This is a genomic window from Candidatus Defluviilinea gracilis, assembly GCF_057138825.1.
Window position 1 is genome coordinate 59,589 of the sequence record NZ_DBNHEF010000074.1, and the last position, 17,097, is coordinate 76,685.

13 protein-coding genes and 1 riboswitch are annotated in these 17,097 nt (G+C 52.7%); of the genes, 9 read left to right on the forward strand and 4 right to left on the reverse strand.

The features are described 5' to 3' along the window. Nucleotides 1-159 precede the first annotated feature (159 nt). The gene (locus tag AC16KF_RS12995; RefSeq protein WP_484037756.1) at nt 160-2,064 is read left to right on the forward strand and encodes a CASTOR/POLLUX-related putative ion channel; all 1,905 of its coding nucleotides are present in this window, start codon (nt 160-162) and stop codon (nt 2,062-2,064) included. 134 nt (nt 2,065-2,198) lie between these two features. After that, entirely contained in the window at nt 2,199-4,169 is a 1,971-nt protein-coding gene (locus AC16KF_RS13000) for an SPFH domain-containing protein (RefSeq protein ID WP_484037757.1), read from the forward strand. Nucleotides 4,170-4,331: 162 nt separating this feature from the next. Here AC16KF_RS13000 and AC16KF_RS13005 read toward each other — a convergent pair whose 3' ends face one another. From AC16KF_RS13005 to AC16KF_RS13020, 4 genes are all read right to left on the reverse strand, one after another. Next, the gene (locus tag AC16KF_RS13005; RefSeq protein WP_484037758.1) at nt 4,332-5,651 is read right to left on the reverse strand and encodes a class I SAM-dependent RNA methyltransferase; all 1,320 of its coding nucleotides are present in this window, start codon (nt 5,649-5,651) and stop codon (nt 4,332-4,334) included. 86 nt (nt 5,652-5,737) lie between these two features. Continuing rightward, complete coding sequence (locus tag AC16KF_RS13010) at nt 5,738-6,808, reverse strand: pyridoxal-phosphate-dependent aminotransferase family protein (protein ID WP_484037759.1); 1,071 nt, start codon at nt 6,806-6,808, stop codon at nt 5,738-5,740. Between the two features lie 81 nt (nt 6,809-6,889). After that, complete coding sequence (locus AC16KF_RS13015; protein ID WP_484037760.1) at nt 6,890-7,051, reverse strand: hypothetical protein; 162 nt, start codon at nt 7,049-7,051, stop codon at nt 6,890-6,892. A gap of 168 nt (nt 7,052-7,219) precedes the next feature. Next, complete coding sequence (locus AC16KF_RS13020) at nt 7,220-8,116, reverse strand: sortase (RefSeq protein WP_484037761.1); 897 nt, start codon at nt 8,114-8,116, stop codon at nt 7,220-7,222. Nucleotides 8,117-8,343: 227 nt separating this feature from the next. Beyond that, nucleotides 8,344-8,463, forward strand: a riboswitch (SAM riboswitch). A 99-nt stretch (nt 8,464-8,562) separates the two neighbouring features. Between AC16KF_RS13020 and AC16KF_RS13025 the strand changes: the two genes are divergently transcribed. The 7 genes from AC16KF_RS13025 (at nt 8,563) to AC16KF_RS13055 (ending at nt 16,972) form a co-directional block, all read left to right on the forward strand. Continuing rightward, nucleotides 8,563-9,852, forward strand: coding sequence for an O-acetylhomoserine aminocarboxypropyltransferase/cysteine synthase family protein (locus AC16KF_RS13025; RefSeq protein ID WP_484037762.1), 1,290 nt, complete (start codon nt 8,563-8,565; stop codon nt 9,850-9,852). A gap of 73 nt (nt 9,853-9,925) precedes the next feature. Beyond that, entirely contained in the window at nt 9,926-10,837 is a 912-nt protein-coding gene (metA, locus tag AC16KF_RS13030) for a homoserine O-acetyltransferase MetA (protein WP_484037763.1), read from the forward strand. Nucleotides 10,838-10,853: 16 nt separating this feature from the next. After that, nucleotides 10,854-12,134, forward strand: a complete 1,281-nt coding sequence (locus AC16KF_RS13035; RefSeq protein WP_484037764.1) for an O-acetylhomoserine aminocarboxypropyltransferase/cysteine synthase family protein — start codon at nt 10,854-10,856, stop codon at nt 12,132-12,134. A 332-nt stretch (nt 12,135-12,466) separates the two neighbouring features. Beyond that, complete coding sequence (locus AC16KF_RS13040; protein ID WP_484037765.1) at nt 12,467-13,903, forward strand: aspartate kinase; 1,437 nt, start codon at nt 12,467-12,469, stop codon at nt 13,901-13,903. Nucleotides 13,904-14,017: 114 nt separating this feature from the next. Continuing rightward, complete coding sequence (asd, locus tag AC16KF_RS13045) at nt 14,018-15,070, forward strand: aspartate-semialdehyde dehydrogenase (protein WP_484037766.1); 1,053 nt, start codon at nt 14,018-14,020, stop codon at nt 15,068-15,070. A gap of 231 nt (nt 15,071-15,301) precedes the next feature. Continuing rightward, nucleotides 15,302-16,318, forward strand: coding sequence for a hypothetical protein (locus AC16KF_RS13050; RefSeq protein WP_484037767.1), 1,017 nt, complete (start codon nt 15,302-15,304; stop codon nt 16,316-16,318). Between the two features lie 12 nt (nt 16,319-16,330). Then, nucleotides 16,331-16,972, forward strand: a complete 642-nt coding sequence (locus AC16KF_RS13055) for a hypothetical protein (protein ID WP_484037768.1) — start codon at nt 16,331-16,333, stop codon at nt 16,970-16,972. Nucleotides 16,973-17,097 lie beyond the last annotated feature (125 nt).

Genomic DNA, 17,097 nt, shown 5'->3' on the forward strand with positions numbered 1-17,097 from the left:
ATCCTAAAAGCAATGATGCCGTGATTCGACAACAAAAGGGCCCGAGCCTCTCAGAAGTGTTCTCAGGCAACGGGATAATAAAGTAAATCCGCCATCAGGGGGAGATGCAATTGCAAATTGGTTTTATAATCGCCCCCATCATTTCATTGCGGAGGATTCATGAAACCCACGTTCCGTCAAAAGTTCAAATATTGGTTCGATAACCAGATGTCGCGCGGCACGCCCGCCATGATCGGCATGTTGTTCGTGTTGTCGCTGGCGGTGGTGCTGGTGGCTGGCGCGATCATTTCGATCGCGGGGTTCGTGCAGGAAGGGCAGACTGAACGCATCCCATTTATAGAAGCGGCATGGGAAAGTTTAATGCGCACGCTGGATTCGGGCACGATGGGCGGCGACACAGGCACAGGCTATCGCCTTGTCATGTTGCTCGTCACGCTGGGCGGCATCTTCATCGTCAGCGCGTTGATCGGCGTGTTGAACAACGCCATCGAGGGGCAAATGGAACGCCTGCGAAAGGGACGGTCGCAAGTTTTAGAATCGAATCACACCCTCGTGCTGGGTTGGTCGGCGCAGGTCTTTACGGTGTTGAACGAGTTGATGGCGGCAAATGAAAATCAACCGAACGCGCGCATCGTGGTCATGGCAGATAAAGACAAAGTGGAAATGGAAGATGAGATCCGCGAGCGTGTTGAAGTCAAAGGGAAGACGCGCATCATCTGCCGCAACGGTAGCCCGATAGACCCGAACGATCTTGAGATCACAAGCCCGCATGATGCGAAAGCCATCATCATCCTGCCGCCCGAAAATGAAGACCCCGATACCGACGTGATCAAAACCGCGCTGGCGATCACCAACAATCCCGCTCGCCGCGCCGCGCCGTATCACATCATCACGCAGATCCGCCATGCGAAGAACATGGCAGTGTTGAAACTCGTCGGCGAAAAAGACAAAGTGCAAGCCATCCTCACCGGCGATCTCATTGCGCGAGTCGTGGCGCAAACCTCGCGCCAATCGGGGCTTTCGATGGTGTACACCGAACTGATGAACTTCGGCGGCGATGAAATTTATTTTAGAAATGAACCCGCGCTGACGGGGAAAACCTTTGGCGAGGCGTTGCTCGCCTTTGAAGATTCATGTGTGATGGGTTTGCGTAAAACGAATGGAACGATCCTTCTCAGCCCGCCTATGGATTCGCGAATCGAAAAAGATGATCAGATCTTCGCCCTCTCGGCAGATGACGACACGATCCGCGTCTCTCCCACATCAGGCTTGGCTCAGATCAACAACGCGCTCATCCACTCGAGCCGACAACCGCTAAAACCCAAGCCTGAAAAATGTCTTATCCTTGGCTGGAACCGAAGCGGCACGACCATCGTGCATGAACTCGATCACTATGTGCCGAAAGGTTCGCAGGTGACCGTCGTGGCGGATATTTACAACATCGAAAAACAAATCCGCGCGCAAGGCGGCAAGTTGAAGAATCAAAAACTCGTGGTGATGGAAGGTGAAACCACCGACCGCGATCTGCTCAACAAACTCGGCGTGGAAGAATACGATCACGTCATTGTTCTGGCGTACAGCACCATGGAGCCGCAAGAAGCGGACGCGAAGACGCTCGTCACATTACTGCATCTGCGCGACATGGCTGAGAAAGACGAAACGCCGTTCTCCATCGTCAGCGAGATGCTCGACCTGCGCAACCGCGAACTCGCCGAAGCCACACAAGTGGACGATTTCATCGTCAGTGAACATCTTGTCAGTTTGATGATGTCGCAACTTTCAGAGAACGGCGAACTGTTCCATGTGTTCACCGACATCTTCGACCCCGAAGGCGCGGAGATCTATCTCAAACCCATCAGCGATTATGTGACTCTCGGCGAAGCGGTCAACTTTTATACGGTGGTCGAGGCGGCGCGAAGGCGCGGGGAAACTGCGCTCGGCTACCGGCTTGTCGGCGAAGCCAAAATGGCGGGTAAGGCGTACGGCGTGCACACAAACCCAAAGAAGTCTGAAGCGGTTGTCTTTTCATCCGAGGATAAAGTGATCGTGATCGCGGAAGATTAGCGAAAATACCCAAAGTTCATCCGGCAGTTGAACTGCTGGATGAACTAACGCCTCGCATGTTTTTCGGCAAGGTTCTAAACGAAACCTGCGGGGCGGTGATTGCGTAGATACAGTTGTGACCAAAGGAGGTCAAAATGACAGGTTTGCTTTTAGTAGGCGCGGGATTGATGGGCTTCGTAGTTCTCTTCCTGCTTTTGGGAATCCGATTCATCCCCAACACGCGCATCGGTATCGTAGAAAAGCGATTCGGTTTCAAAGGCTCGGTGAAAAGCGGGTTCATCGCGCTCAACGGCGAAGCAGGCTTTCAACCGAAGGTCTTGCGCGGCGGTCTGCATTACCTGATGCCGATCCAATATGTGGTGAGGCTGGTTCCATTGGTGACCATTCCGCAGGGAAAGATGGGCTATATCTTTGCGCGCGACGGCAAACTGCTCGAACCAACGCAGGCGCTCGCGACCAATGAGACCGCTTTCGATTTTCAAGACGTGGAATCTTTTTTCAAGAACGGCGGTCAACGCGGACCGCAACGCCGCGTCTTACGCGAAGGGACGTTTGCCATCAATCTCGTGCAGTTCATCGTGCTGACGGATGAGCGCGTGTACTCGATGCCGTTATCGCGTGAAGAAATGGGAGTGATTCAAGGCATGGCGCAAGTGATCGCCGAACGCGGCGGGTTTGTGCCGGTCATTATCAAAGACACCGATGACAAGATCGGCATTGCCACCGTCCACGATGGACCGTCGCTGGCGCAGGGCGAGATCATCGCTCCCGTGGTCGGCGACGACCCGAAAAATGACGCGACGTATCACAATAAATTTCAAGACCCCGATAAGTTTTTGAAAGCGGGCGGCTTCCGCGGGCGTCAACTGCAAGTGTTGGTGGAAGGCACCTATTACGTCAACCGCTTGTTTGCCACTGTGGAAATGATCAAAAAGACGATCATTGATGTGGGCAGTGTCGGCGTGGTCGTTTCGTATACAGGCGCGACAGGCGAAGACCTTTCGGGCAAGGAATATCGTCACGGCGAGTTGGTGGCGCGAGGTCAACGCGGCGTGTGGGAGGAAGCGCTGCTCCCCGGCAAGTATGCGTTCAACACCTACGCGGGCAACGTGGTTCCCGTGCCGACCACCAACTTCATTCTCAAATGGATCCGCAACCAGACAGGCGCGCACAAGTTCGATGAGAACCTCAGCGAAGTTTCGCTCATCACAAAGGACGCGTTCGAGCCGTCGCTACCTTTGTCGGTAGTCGTACACATTGACTATCAGAAAGCCCCGCTGGTCGTGCAACGCTTCGGCGATATCAAACGTCTCGTCGAGCAGACGCTCGACCCCATGGTGGCGGCATATTTCAAGAACATCGGTCAGACGCGCACATTGATTCAGCTACTGCAAGAACGCAGTGACATTCAACGCATTGCCAGCGAAGAGATGAAAGAAAAGTTCAGGCACTACAATCTTGAGTTGGAAGAAGTGTTGATCGGCACGCCGTCGTCACCTGAGAACGACACGCAGATCGAAACGATCCTCACGCAGTTGCGCTCGCGGCAGATCGCGGCGGAACAAATTGAAACGTATGACCGACAGGAAAAAGCCGCGGTGAAAGAACGCGAACTCCGCGAAGCCGAAGCCCGCGCCGAGATGCAAACGAACATGACGCAGGCTGAACTCAACATCGAGATCCAGTCGAATCAGGGTAAAGCCGAATATCAACGCTCGATCCAGCAGGCGTCGCAAATCCGCGCGCTGGCAGAAGCGGAAGCCGAGAAGGTAGCGCGTATCGGTATCGCGCAGGCGTTAGCCACCGAGGAACAAGTCCGCGCGTATGGCGGGCCGCAGTTCCAGGTGACGCAAACTGTGCTGAATCGTTTTGCCGAAGCCATCCAACAATCCAAAGTGGATGTGGTCCCACGCGTGGTTGTCGGCGCGGATAAAGAGAGCGGCTCGGGCAATATCATGGAAGCCCTGCTCGCCATGCTCCTCTCGGACCGCTTCGGCGCGCTCTCGAATGAAGCGCAAGGCAAACGCTCGGAGGAAGCGGAGCAACTCCGTTCTGATATCCGCAAGAGTATGACGAACAAGACGGATCAAGATAAGAAGGCGTAAATCACAAGAGCGACCCAATCGGGTCGCTCTTCTTTTTTCAAATAGACCTCTTGCGAAAGTCCTTTTCGCCACACACCTGCCCTGGCGGGCGGCGCCAGGGGAGAACACAGAGAAAAAAAGCCTTTCTCAAAAGTCTCTGTGGACTCTGTGGCAGAGCAAGAGTCACATATGCAAGAGGTCAAACAACGAAATGGATTCGATGTGATACGTCTGCGGGAACAGGTCGAAGGGAGTCACCTCTTTCAACGTATATCCGCCCTGGATCAACCTCGCCGCATCCCGCGCCAGCGTGGACGGGTCGCAGGAAACATACGCAATTTTCTGCGGCTTCAATTGGACGATGGCGTCCAGCGCGTGACGTTCGATGCCCGCGCGGGGAGGATCAACAATCACGTAATCGGGCGGATTACCAATCCGCCCCACGAGGCTCGGTAAAATTTCCTCCGCAGCGCCTTCGTACAACTCCACGTTATCGAACTCGTCGAGATTCACCGTGAAGTCTTCGCAAGCAGATGAGGAGGCTTCCACGCCGATCACGCGTCCGCATTTGGGAGCGAAGAATGCGCTGAAGAGACCGACGCCGCAGTAGAGGTCGAGTAAAGTAGATGAATTCGTAATTGGTAATTGGGTAATTAAGTGTTCGACCATCTTCCCTGCCATGACCGTGTTCACTTGAAAGAACGACGCGGCGGAGACTTTGAAATCGCGGTCAAGCACGCGGATGAGGATGTGGTCATTCCCCGCGATGACAACGGAGTTTTCTTCGTACACGTGCGCGATGGAAATCCCCGCTTCGATCTCGAGTTCAGGCGGCTCAGGAGAATCCGATTCGAGGACGAGCATCAAGTCATCATCGTTTCCCGCGCGAAGAGAGACTCGCTCGATGTCTGTTTCAGGCTCGAATTCAAGTTGATGCCAGAAATCGTTGATGCTTGGTTCGGGAAGGTGACATTCAGCGATAGGAATTATCTTGTTTGAGTTGGGCGCTTGAAAACCAAGTTTGCCGTGTTCATCCAGCGAGAACTGCATGTGATTGCGATAATTCCATGGAGTGGGACACGCAATCATCGGCTGAACGGGCGGGTTTTCGATCTTGCCGATGCGCTTGAGTTGGTCAATCAGAATTTCGTTTTTTATCTCAAGTTGTTTTTCGTAGGGAAGGTGCTGGTAATGGCATCCTCCGCAAGCCCTCACCCCTGTCCCCTCTCCCCGCTTCGTCTCCGCTAGCGCTCCGCTCAGCGCGAGAGGAGAAAAGAAATGTTTGCATCTGGGCTGAATTCTATCTTTTGAGGGTTCGAGAATTTGGAGAATTTGCCCGCGCGCAAAATTTTTCTTCTCCTCCGTCAACCTCGCGCGGACTTTTTCTCCCGCCAACCCAAACGGGACAAAGACCGCGCGACCGTCGGGCAGGCGTCCCATCGCGTCGCCGCCATAGATCATTGTTTCAAGTTGCAGGTCAAAGGTCACAGGTTTCGAATCCATGTTGCCTGATTATAAATAAAAAAGAGTCTGGGCAAGAAATCAAAATCTGCCAGACTCTCAACTTTCAACTTTCCAACCTGCAACTTTCAACTTTTCTTCAAGTACTCTTCCATCGCCACAAGCAGTTTCTCGATGTCTTCCATTTGGATCTCGCCCATGTGCGCGATGCGGAAGGTGGATTCCTTGATCGGACCGTATCCGCCCGCGATGCGCATCTCGCGCTGTTTGAGGAAGGCGTTCAATTCAGAGACGTTGATGCCGCGCTCGTTCTTGATCGTCGTCACCGTTTGCGAGCGATAGCCTTCGGGCGCGTACATCGAGAGGTCGTGCGCGTCCGCCCAATCTTGGACTCGTTTTGCCATGGCGGAGTGACGCGCGAAGCGATTATCAAGTCCTTCGGCGAAGATTCGATCCAGTTGGAAATCGAGCGCGAAGATGAGCGACATCGCCGGGGTGGCGGGAGAGGAATCTTTCACGCGATGCTTCTCCATGCGGACGAGGTCAAAGTACCAGCCGCGATTCTCGACCGACTTGGCTTTTTCCATGGCGCGGTCTGAGACGGCTCCAAGCGCGAGTCCCGGTGGAAGCGCGAGGCATTTTTGCGACGAGGTGAGAACCATGTCGAGTCCCCACGCATCCATTTCGATCTTTGCGCCGCCGAGGGATGAAACCGCGTCCACGAGGATCAACGTCTCTGGCGAAACCGCGCGGACAGCCTCCGCAATCTCTTTCACGGGATTCTGCAACCCGGTAGACGTCTCGTTGTGGACGACGGTCAGGGCTTCGAATCCGCCGCGTTTGACTGAATCAGCCACAAGGTCGGGCGAAGCGGGTTTGTCCCAGTCGAAAGAAAGTTTCTCGACATCCTTTCCGTTTGACACGGCGACTTCGTACCAACGATCGGCAAACGCGCCGTTGACGATGGAAAGGACGCGCTTGTTTACAAAGTTGCGAATCGCAGCTTCCTGCAAACCCGTCCCAGACGAGGCGCTGAGGAAGACGCGATACTTGGTATAAAAAAGTCCTTGCGATTTTTCCGAAGCGCGGCGAAAGATGGCTTCGAACTCTTTGCTTCGGTGTGGAAGCATCGGCGCGGCTTGCGCTTGCAAAACTTCATCGGCAACGTCAACGGGACCGGGGACAAACATGCGCGACATAAAACCTCTTTAGTCACGGATTTCACGAATTCACACGGATTTTAAATTTCTGTAAAAATCCGTGAAATCAGTGGCAAAAATTTATTTGAGAAAGAACGACAACACGATCAACACGACGACGAAAAACCCCGCGAGGGTTCCGATACGCGCCAGATCTTTTTTGACGTGAGTGTAGTCGGGGTTAAACTCGACGGTCTTTTGCGAAGATGCCATGTTTACGATCGGTCTTTTATTTTTTGCCATTTGATGTACTCCTTTTTATTTCATACGGTGGTCGAGTAGCCCTGAGCGTTAGTTGCGAAGGGCGTACCGAGACCACAAATTCTTGTTTTGAAAATTGTTTTGCTTACTGACAATCTGGTCTCGATACGCCCCGACTTACACGGGGCTACTCGACCAGCACATCAACAATTAATTCTGTAACCTTCCAAACACAACAATCCGCTCATCATTAACCAAATACGGATAACACGAGATCAACGTCACGGTTGGGCTTCCTGTGCTTGCCATCACTTCCACCGCCGTCGGCTCCACGACCGCCGTGCGGTCCACCACATACACATACTGCCGCTGTTGAGTATAAATGATGATCTGATCGCCGGGCACAAGTTTATCCAGATAGCGGAACAACTCGCCGTACACATCGTTGTGCGCCGAAAGGATCACATTCCCATTATCGCCCGGGTTCGCCGATGCGAGATTTTGCCCAACTCCTTTTTTGAGTTGCTCCCAACCATCGCCCTGCACGATCGGCGCGTCCACGCTCAACGCGGGGATCTGCAAACGGATCGCCTGATCAGGCGCGGATGTGGGGATCGGCAAATTTTCCAGCGACTGCACCATCGGTCGCAGATGTTCGGGGATCTCCTCCACGTTCGGGCGCGTGTTTCCCTGCGCGTCGGGCGGCACATGTCCCGACGGAAGCACCACCGCCATCACCAACGGCGTCGGCGTCAACTCCACCTGCACGAACGCCGATGCGACTTCTTCATTGAGATCGCGCAAGACCCCGAACCCGCTGATGAGGACTCCGACGAGTCCCACCACCGCGAGGACTTCCACCGCCAACAGGACTCGGTCCATGGCACGCCGCCGCTTCGACTCCGGAACTTGAGGCTGGTCGCCGGTTTCCTCAAGCGTCTCCACCACCGGAGCAGACGACTCGAGCGCGTCCGGTTCCACCGCAACGACCCTGCCTGTTCTTTTAAAATGCTCCAGCCGTTCACGCCGCGCGCCGCGCCGTTTCTCGATCAACAAACGGCGTAATTCTTCAACAGATAAATCTTCGGGGGATTTTCTTCGAGCCATTGCGGTTGGGATTATACCGCACTCAACTATGGCGTTTTCAAGGACGGAACGCTCGGATATGGCGAACCAGTGTGTAAACGTTCTCTTTTATGTCTATTGCAAAGCCACGATCCGTGTCATTCGTTGGAACACGTCGCGCGCTTTCCTGGGAAACCCATGACTAAAACACATTTAACTCTTGACACATTTCGATTCACCGTGATATAACACGCGCAATTAAATATTCGCTCTTATCCAGAGAAGCGGAGGGACCGACCCTTTGATGCTTCGGCAACCAAACCAAAAGTTATGGTGCCAAATTCGGCAAATATGAATGGCAACGGCCATTCACATCTGGAAGATGAGAGGACGGAATCGTCAATGATGCCTCTTCTTGTGCTTTCAGGAGAGGTAAATTTTTTAAACTTCTCCTGATGGGCGGATAAATCATACTCAAGGAGAGTTTCATGTCCACAGTCGTCGAACGTCAATATGGTTTTAGCACGCGTCAGTTGCACGCCGGGTATTCGCCCGACCCAACCACCGGGAGCCGCGCCGTGCCGTTGTACCAGACAACAAGCTATCAGTTCAAGAACACCGAACACGCCGCGAATCTGTTCGCGCTCAAGGAGTTGGGGAACATCTACACCCGCTTGATGAACCCAACCACCGACGTGCTGGAACAGCGTATCGCTTCGCTCGAAGGCGGCGTGGCGGCTCTTGCCGCAAGTTCGGGTCATGCGGCGCAAGCGCAAGCTATTTTCACTTTGCTGAGCGCTGGCGACCATATCGTTTCTTCATCGCACTTGTATGGCGGCACATACAACCAGTTTGCGTATACCCTGCCGAAGCTGGGAATCGAAGTCACGTTCGTGGACCCAACCGACCCGAAGAATTTCGAGGCGGCGATCAAGCCGAACACCAAAGTGATCTACGGCGAAACGTTGGGGAATCCCGATATTGCCGTCTTCCCGTTTGAAGAAGTTGCTGAAATTGCCAAAAAACATCACCTCGTACTGCTGATCGACAACACCTTTGCCACACCGTATCTCTTCCGTCCGTTTGAGTGGGGCGCGCACATCGTTACCCACTCCACCACCAAGTTCATCACTGGCAACGGGACCACCATCGGCGGCGTCATCGTGGACGGCGGCAACTATGACTGGAGCAACGGCAAGTTTGAAAACTTCAACACGCCCGATCCTTCCTATCACGGCTTGGTGTATTCCAGTTTAACGGGCGCGGGCTTGCCTCCGTTCGCCATCAAAGCGCGGGTGCATGTGCTGCGCGACATTGGCGCGTGCCAGGCTCCGTTCAATGCATGGCAGACCATTCAAGGACTCGAAACGCTCAGTTTGCGCATGGAGCGTCACGTGCAGAACGCGCAAGCCGTTGCCGAATATTTGGAGAAGCATCCCAAGGTCTCGTGGGTCACCTACCCCGGACTCAAGAGCCATCCCGATTATGCGCGCGCGAAAAAATATTTACCGAAGGGCGCCGGCGCGATTTTGGGCTTCGGCATCCAGGGCGGTTTGGAAGCGGGCAGAAAGTTCATTGACAGCCTGCAATTGTTCAGCCATCTTGCCAATGTGGGCGATGCGCGCAGTCTCGCCATCCACCCCGCCTCGACCACCCACAGCCAACTGAATGAGGAACAACAACTCGGCGCGGGCGTGAAACCCGACTTCGTGCGCTTGAGTGTAGGTCTCGAAGATATTGACGATATCTTGTGGGATTTGGAGCAAGCGCTCAACTAAGAAAGGATGAAGGATGAAATAGGAAGGATGAATTTTCATCCTTCATCCTTCTGAATTCATCCTTTCTTTTCCCATGCCTGTAAAAATTCCCGCCACCCTTCCCGCCCGCGCCACGCTGGAACATGAAAACGTGTTCATCATGGACGAGGACCGCGCGCTCCGCCAGGATATCCGCGCCTTGCGCGTGGCGATCCTGAACCTGATGCCGACCAAGATCGCGACGGAAACTCAGTTACTGCGGCTGTTGTCCAACTCCGCGTTGCAAGTGGAGATCACTTTACTGCACACCGCCACGCATGAGTCGAAAAACACGGACGCCGAGCATCTGCTTAATCACTACGTAACGTTTGAGGAAATAAAAAACGAAGAGTTTGACGGGTTGATCATCACCGGCGCGCCGATCGAACAAATGCCGTTTGAAGATGTGGATTATTGGGATGAACTCACCCAAATTTTAGATTGGGCGGAGACAAACGTCGAATCCAACTTTTACATCTGCTGGGGAGCGCAAGCCGCGCTCTATCACCGCTATGGGATTCCGAAATATGATTTGCCGCGCAAAATGTTCGGCGTGTTCGAGCATCGCGTCTTGGCGCCCAATGAAAGTTTATTGCGCGGATTCGACGATCTTTTCCTCGCGCCGCATTCGCGCCACACGGAAATCCGCAGCGAAGATATTGCCCAAGTGAGCGAGATCCAAATTTTGGCGCAGTCGGAGGAGGCGGGGGTGTACATCGTCGGCTCGAAGGATGGAAAGCACATCTTCGTAACAGGTCACTCGGAATACGATCCGCTCACATTGAAAGGCGAGTATGACCGCGATGTGAACAAGGGTTTGCCGATCCACGTCCCTAAAAATTATTACCCCAATGACGACCCGTCTCAAGTTCCAAACGTGCGCTGGCGCGGTCATGCCAATTTGTTGTATTCAAACTGGCTGAACTATTACGTCTATCAAAACACGGCGTTTGACGTGGAGCGATAGTACGGAACATAACGCAATGAAGAATATTCGCACATTCGGTTTTTCCACACGGCAGTTACACGCGGGCTACGAAGCCGACCCGGCGACCGGCAGCCGCGCCGTTCCGATCTATCAGACCGCCGCGTACGATCTGCAAAGCACGGAACGCGCCGCGCGGTTGTTCGCCTTGCAAGAAGCGGGTCACATTTACACGCGCATCTCCAACCCGACCACGAGCGTGTTTGAAGAACGGATTGCCAGTTTAGAGGGCGGCATCGGCGCCGTGGAGACCAGTTCGGGCCATGCCGCGCAAGCCACCGCCATTTTGACCATTTGCGAAGCGGGCGACCATATCGTCGCGCCGTCCACTTTATACGGCGGGACGGTCACACAGTTCAAATATACATTTCCCAAATTGGGCATCCAGGTCACGTTGGTTGACCCCAGCGACCCCGAAAATTTTCGGCGCGCCATTCAACCCAACACCAAAATTATTTACGGCGAGACCATTTCCAACCCGCTCGTCAATATCTTTCCGTTTGAAGAAGCCGCCGCCATCGCGCGCGAGTTTGCCATTCCCTTGATGATCGACAACACCTTTGCCACGCCGTATTTATGCCGCCCGTTCGAATGGGGCGCAGACATCGTCACCCACTCCACCACCAAATTCATCGGCGGGCATGGCACAGCCATCGGCGGCGCGATCGTGGACAAGGGAAATTTCGATTGGAAAAAAAGCGGGCGCTTCAAAAACTTTACCGAACCCGATCCTTCCTATCATCATGTAGTCTACGCCGACGACTTCGGTCCCGCCGCCTTCATCTCCAAAGCCCGCGCGGGCATCCTGCGCGATTTCGGCGCGTGTCAACAGCCCATCGCTTCCTGGTGGTTCCTGCAAGGATTGGAGACCCTCTCCCTGCGCTTGGAACAACACTGTAAAAACGCGCAACGCGTAGCGGAATTTTTAGAGGATCATCCAAAAGTTAAGTGGGTCACCTATTCAGGTTTACCAAAGCATCCCGATCATCAAAAGGCAAAAAAATATCTCCCCATAGGCTCGGGCGCCATGCTCGGCTTCGGCATTCACGGCGGCAAAGAAGCGGGCGCGCGTTTCATCGACAAGTTGCAACTGCTCAGCCACGTCGCCAATTTGGGAGACGCGAAATCCATGGCGATCCATCCCGCCAGCACCACCCACTCGCAACTTTCGGCAGAAGAACAGCTCGCCGCCGGCGTTAGCCCCGATTTTATCCGCCTGTCGATCGGTCTCGAAGATATCGAAGATATTCTTTGGGACATTGACCAGGCGCTCAAGTAGATGGCGAATTCGAAATTCGTCACTTGACTCAATCTCATGCCTCGCATAGAATACCGCCCAACATGCAACACGCTTGCTTCACCACCATGACTACTACTACCTCAGGAACTCTCCGTGAGGAATTTGCGCTTGGATGGATGAAGTAACTCGCACAAAAGTTATCTCGAAATGCGCAACGCCTCACGGAAACGTGGGGCGTTTTTTTATCTCGAAACATAGACCTGACAGGTCTCCGCAAAAGTTCGCTCGTCAGTGATCTTTGTCCGCGCAAGCCTCAGGATAGACCAATACGCTTAGAAGACCTGTCAGGTCTTAAGTTCAAGGAGAAGAGTATGTCAAGCAAAACACTCGTGATGAAATTCGGCGGGACGTCCGTCGGTTCTGCGGATGCGCTCGTCAGCGCGGCGCAGATCATTTGCAATGCGAAGAAGGATTGGGCGCGCGTCGTGGTCGTGACCTCGGCGATGTCCGGCGTGACCGACCTTCTGCTCCAATCGGCTTCGCTCGCCGCGCAGGGGAAGCTTGATTCGCTTGCGGAGGCCGAATCCACGCTTCGGCAAAAACACTTCTCCGCGCTTGATTCGCTCGTCAAGGATGAAACACTCCGCGAGCAAACAAAAATCGAAATCAACTCTCTGATTCTCGCGCTTATCGATTTATGCAACGCGATCGCCGTGATCGGCGAAGCCAGCCCGCGCGCGTTGGATGCGGTGGCGTCGCTGGGCGAGCGGATGAGCGTCCGCTTGCTGGCGGCGGTGGCGAACGAGGCGGGGATAAAAGCCGAATGGATTGAATCAGCCGAATTTGTCGTCACGAACGCTCACTTCCAGAACGCGAATCCCGATTTCAAAGTCACGACAGAGAAGACGCGCGCGGCGTTGAATCCAATCCTCGATGCGGGCATTGTGCCGATCACAACGGGGTTCATCGGCGCGACACCCGATGGAATCGTCACCACGTTGGGGCGCGGAGGGAGCGATTATTCCGCCGCGATCATCGGCAAAGCCTTGCCCGCCGATGAGGTGTGGATCTGGACCGACGTGGACGGCGTGATGACGACCGACCCGCGTATTGTGAAAGAGGCGCAGACGTTGGCTGAAATTAGTTATGGCGAAATTGCGGAACTCGCGTATTACGGCGCGAAAGTGTTGCACCCGAAAACGATTCGACCTGTGGTGGAGGCGGGCATTGGACTGCGGATTTGCAACACGTTCAACCCGACTCATGCGGGCACGCGATTAACGTCGAATGGAAAAAAGAATGGGCGCGTCATCAAAGCGGTGACCGCGATCCGCAAACAACGATTGGTGACCATCGAAGGGCGCGGTATGTTGGGCGTGCCTGGCGTGGCGGCGCGCGCGTTCGGCGCGGTGGCGTCCACTGGCACGAGTGTGCCGTTGATCACGCAAGCCTCGTCGGAGCAATCCATTTGTTTTGCTTTGCCTGCCGAAGCCGCGTCGTCGGTTGTCTCGGCGCTCGAAGGGACGTTTGCGCGCGAGATCGAAGACAATGACATTGACCGTGTCTGGTCTACCGATGAGGTTTCCATCATCACCGTCGTCGGCGCGGGAATGCTCCATACGCCCGGCGTGGCGGGACAGGTGTTCAGCCGACTCGGCGAGGAGGACGTCAACGTGCTCGCCATCGCGCAAGGCTCGTCGGAAGTTTCGATCAGTCTCGTCGTTGACGCGCGCGATACGGAACATGCGGTGAAAGCGTTGCATGGGTTGATCGTTAACAAGTCGACAAGAAGGCAAATGAGCAAATAGGCAAATAGGCAATATGAAGTACGAAGTAAGTAACCCGTATCCCATATCTCATATCTCATATCTCATATCCCGTATCCCATATCTCTATCTCACACCTCAAAAGGACTCCCTCCCATGCCCTCCCCCATCCCCGTAGCCGTCCTCGGCGCAACAGGTTCAGTTGGTCAAAGATTTATTTCGTTATTAGACAATCACCCCTGGTTCAAAGTCGTCGCGCTTGCCGCGTCCGATAAATCGGTCGGGCAAAAATATTCGCAAGCCACGCGCTGGATCTTGAACGAACCGATGCCCGACTATGCCAAAGACATGATCGTCGTGCCAGCCACAGTCGAATCGGCGCAGGCAAAAATTGTTTTCTCCGCGTTGCACAACGAGATCGCCAAAGACCTCGAACCGCAGTTCGCGCGCGCGGGCATGGCGGTGTGTTCCAACGCATCGTCCTATCGCCGTGACGACGATGTGCCACTGCTCCTCCCCGAGATCAACGCGGATCACATCCATCTCGTCACACAACAACGCAAGAACAAAAACTATAGCGGTTGCATCATCACGAATCCGAATTGCACGAGCACGGGGTTAACCATCGCGCTCAAAGCCCTCGACGATGCGTTCGGCGTGAAAAAAGTTTTCGCGGTCTCGTTGCAGGCGCTTTCGGGCGCGGGCTATCCTGGCGTCGCCTCGCTCGACATCGCGGACAATGTGATTCCCAACATCAAAGGCGAAGAGGAAAAAGTGGAATGGGAGCCGCGCAAGATGCTTGGCAAATTCAACAAAGACAAAATTGATCTGGCGGATATCCGATTCAGCGCGCATACCACCCGCGTAGCAGTGACGGATGGTCACCTCGTCTGCGCCAGCGTGGAGTTGACGCGTCCCACCGACCCTCAAACTGCGGAGGCGATCCTGCGAGATTTCTCCGCCGCCTCAGCCGCGCGCGAGTTGCCGTCGAGTCCGCGACCCGTGATTCAAGTCCGCGAAGAAGCGGATCGTCCACAACCGCGCCTCGACCGCCTGGCAGGCAAAGGGATGACGACCGTCGTCGGCAGGGTCAGGCGCGATCCGATCTTGGATCTGAAGTTTGTCGTCCTATCACACAACACCATCCGCGGCGCGGCAGGCGGCTCGATCTATAATGCGGAGTTGCTGGTGAGCGAGGGATTGTTGTGAGGTATGAGTAAAAAATCGGAACTCCTGAACTTAACAAGATGACAAAAACATACCGTGAGGAAGTTGGATAGGAGTTTTCGGGAGTACAATGGAAAAGAGTAAGAGGTTATAAAGTTTCCGACTTTGGCGGTATACCATCCCAAATAAGTTAGGATGGTATACGGAGACGCCACTGTCTGTTCCTAATTAGCCATCTTCTTACGGTATAAATTAATGTCACATGGAGACATCATGACTAATGTCAAAGATGAAATGAAAGCAACCACCGATTATGCGATTAAATTAGCCAAAGAAAAGTTTGGGCAGGATTTAGACATATCAGAGCGAAGCATAGGTAAATTGGATGACCTATTGTCTCAGGCTTATCAAAACCTATCTAGTCGAATGAAAGACGAAAAAACAAATCTTGCTATTTCCAGAACAGCCAATATTTGGGGGACTTATCTAGGAGAAATAATGCGTCATGAATTTGGCGGTTCTTGGGTATTAAGAGGTTCAGAACGGTTCATCGCCATCAAAGGTTTTGAATTCTGGCCCATTGATTTCGTTTTTTGGAAAATCACAAGTCATCCAGAATACAGCGCCAGAGGATTTTTTGCTGAAACAAGCAAGAAAATTATATCGTCTCAAGTTGAACGACCCCAATCACAATACAGGCCTGAGTTTATCAACTCGCCTCAAGCGCAATCCCCCGTTAACAAACAACAAAACGCTTTCACAATTGATAAGAAAGTTATTTTTGCCTTTGCGGGTATAGGTGGCGCGTTGCTTCTTGCCGTTATTTGTGTAATTGGCTTCCTCCTTCTTCGTGGTAGCGGAATTTCAGCAGAGTTCAGATCAAATCTCAACAACTTTTTAATAGAAGCAGAAAAACTAAACGTTATGACAGAACAGGGCGTATCCAATGACGATTACAGAAATCAACTCGCAGAAGTGAAAAGTGCCTACTCTCTCTTGAATGGCTCGTGGCCATCATCATTGAACACAGAAAAAAACATGTTTGACGAAGCGATCAAAGGTTGGGAATTAACGCTTGAAGTATGGGATTATGGTTTAGCCGACAGCGCATATCCGTTCATATTTCTGCCAGAAAATAGCACCTTGCTAAAAGAATGTACCGATTACACCAACTCTAATCCTGAACTTGCAAAGGTTAAATGGGTTGACGAATGGATTGGAGTATTAATGAGCACAGCCGGCCAATATTTTGAACAAGGTCAAACGACCATCAATACTAAGCTTAAATAAGGCTGTGTTTTCATGTCTCACAATAAGCAATTTCCTAACAGCATCTACAATGAATTTAGAACTGTCGAAATATTGGTGAATTCACCCTACACGACAGGGCGAACTGATGCCTTTGTAATTGCTTGGGTAAAGAGTGAGCGACAAGTTAGGCGGATTTTCTCATACCTGATTTATCAATATCCCATATTTGAGAAAAAAGATGTGCCATCTATCATTCAAACCATTGCTTCAAATAATAATCTATACTTCAACGATTTTATAGACAAATTTAATCGTTTGTATCCAAAAACTTACAAAGACATAATTGGATCATCCTATGATTTGTTAAAAGCAGACCTTGACGGCATAAATAGCTTTCGTAACAAGATATTTCATGGGCAACCAACAGGACATAGTTTAACTGCACGCCAACTTTGCAATGAAATAGAGAAAATTCAAAGGTGGTGCTTTGAAGTAGCGAAAAAAATGCAAATCGAAATTGGTTATGATGGTTTTACTCGAAACTCATTTCGGAAATCGACAAATGAAAATTTTGCATCAGATTACAAACTGCAAATCAAGAGTGTTGATGAACTTTCAGCATTTCTTACCAAGAGAAAGGCGCGTCACCGATATACAACGAGCGCGTCAAAGGTGGAGATAAAAAATAAATGAAGAAAGCCCCGAGTCGTCGGGGCTTTTTCTTTTTAGAACAGTTTTCGCTATCCCCTAAACCTCGCATACGACCCAAGCACGCGCAACGCGGACGTGTATTGACTCAATTCATCGAACGCGCGCGA

Bases quoted from the DNA above. Each gene is read 5' to 3' on its own strand.
- AC16KF_RS12995 (WP_484037756.1), top strand. From the start codon at position 160: ATGAAACCCACGTTCCGTCAAAAGTTCAAATATTGGTTCGATAACCAG.
- AC16KF_RS13040 (WP_484037765.1), top strand. From the start codon at position 12,467: ATGTCAAGCAAAACACTCGTGATGAAATTCGGCGGGACGTCCGTCGGT.
- AC16KF_RS13020 (WP_484037761.1), bottom strand. From the start codon at position 8,116: ATGGCTCGAAGAAAATCCCCCGAAGATTTATCTGTTGAAGAATTACGC.
- AC16KF_RS13050 (WP_484037767.1), top strand. From the start codon at position 15,302: ATGACTAATGTCAAAGATGAAATGAAAGCAACCACCGATTATGCGATT.
- metA (WP_484037763.1), top strand. From the start codon at position 9,926: ATGCCTGTAAAAATTCCCGCCACCCTTCCCGCCCGCGCCACGCTGGAA.
- asd (WP_484037766.1), top strand. From the start codon at position 14,018: ATGCCCTCCCCCATCCCCGTAGCCGTCCTCGGCGCAACAGGTTCAGTT.
- AC16KF_RS13015 (WP_484037760.1), bottom strand. From the start codon at position 7,051: ATGGCAAAAAATAAAAGACCGATCGTAAACATGGCATCTTCGCAAAAG.
- AC16KF_RS13035 (WP_484037764.1), top strand. From the start codon at position 10,854: ATGAAGAATATTCGCACATTCGGTTTTTCCACACGGCAGTTACACGCG.
- AC16KF_RS13005 (WP_484037758.1), bottom strand. From the start codon at position 5,651: ATGGATTCGAAACCTGTGACCTTTGACCTGCAACTTGAAACAATGATC.
- AC16KF_RS13000 (WP_484037757.1), top strand. From the start codon at position 2,199: ATGACAGGTTTGCTTTTAGTAGGCGCGGGATTGATGGGCTTCGTAGTT.
- AC16KF_RS13025 (WP_484037762.1), top strand. From the start codon at position 8,563: ATGTCCACAGTCGTCGAACGTCAATATGGTTTTAGCACGCGTCAGTTG.
- AC16KF_RS13010 (WP_484037759.1), bottom strand. From the start codon at position 6,808: ATGTCGCGCATGTTTGTCCCCGGTCCCGTTGACGTTGCCGATGAAGTT.
- AC16KF_RS13055 (WP_484037768.1), top strand. From the start codon at position 16,331: ATGTCTCACAATAAGCAATTTCCTAACAGCATCTACAATGAATTTAGA.